Origin of the sequence: Salmonella sp. SAL4457 (assembly GCF_046548235.1) — a bacterium.
Classification (GTDB): domain Bacteria; phylum Pseudomonadota; class Gammaproteobacteria; order Enterobacterales; family Enterobacteriaceae; genus Salmonella; species Salmonella enterica.
The window spans coordinates 1-259 of the sequence record NZ_JBGDZO010000772.1; the positions used below are offsets into that span (position 1 = coordinate 1).

The window sequence follows — 259 nt, forward strand, 5'->3', positions numbered from 1 at the left end:
GGTTGCTGCCGAGCATGGCTGCCTTGTTGCGCTCGACCGAGTCGGCGGTGTACTGGATGGTCTTGCCCTGCATGGCGATCATGCCCAGCACGCCGATGCTGATCAGCAGCAGGGCGACCAGCACTTCGATCATGCTGAAGCCGGATTGGTGCAGCGACCTGTGTCGCGATTTCAATAGCATGACTGGGGCGCCTTGGAGGAAGGTTCGAGTTGGATCCGGCCGGCCTGGCTGATGCTCAGCACGCGGCCCCCGTCGGTC

General features: G+C 63.3%; 1 pseudogene. It reads right to left on the reverse strand.

Annotated features, from left to right (window positions below):
• Positions 1-181, reverse strand: a pseudogene (gene pilV / locus ACLJNW_RS26250) (type 4a pilus minor pilin PilV); the annotation flags it as partial.
• Positions 182-259 lie beyond the last annotated feature (78 nt).